A 388-nucleotide genomic window follows, 5' to 3' on the forward strand; every position below is an offset into this window, starting at 1 on the left:
TTACAAATAAAAATGAAGCAGCTTCATACTGCCTTTGTGGGTTATGGTTCCGGCGGAAGGATCTATAACGCGCCGATCCTCTCCTCTGTCTCCGGATTTAAAGTAGTAAAGATCCTTACCTCCAGTCCCGACAATATTAGGGCTGCAAACTCAGATTTTCCCGAAGCCGAAGTAGTAGCAGATATTTCCGGTATTCTTGAAGACCCTTCTATACACCTGGTAATTCTGGTACTACCGAATCATCTACATTATACTTTTGGAAAACAAATCCTGGAAGCGGGAAAAAATTTGCTGGTGGAAAAACCTTTTACACCTCATGTTAAAGAAGCTAATGAATTGATCAACCTGGCTCACAAAAATAAGCTTGTACTAAGTGTGAACCACAACC

1 protein-coding gene is annotated in these 388 nt (G+C 41.2%); it reads left to right on the forward strand.

The window, feature by feature from the left end:
- Positions 1-12: 12 nt before the first annotated feature.
- On the forward strand, positions 13-388 hold a 376-nt coding region (locus tag HC175_RS20110; RefSeq protein ID WP_168139841.1), incomplete at its 3' end, for a Gfo/Idh/MocA family protein.

The sequence above is a fragment of the Salinimicrobium oceani genome (genome assembly GCF_012037645.1).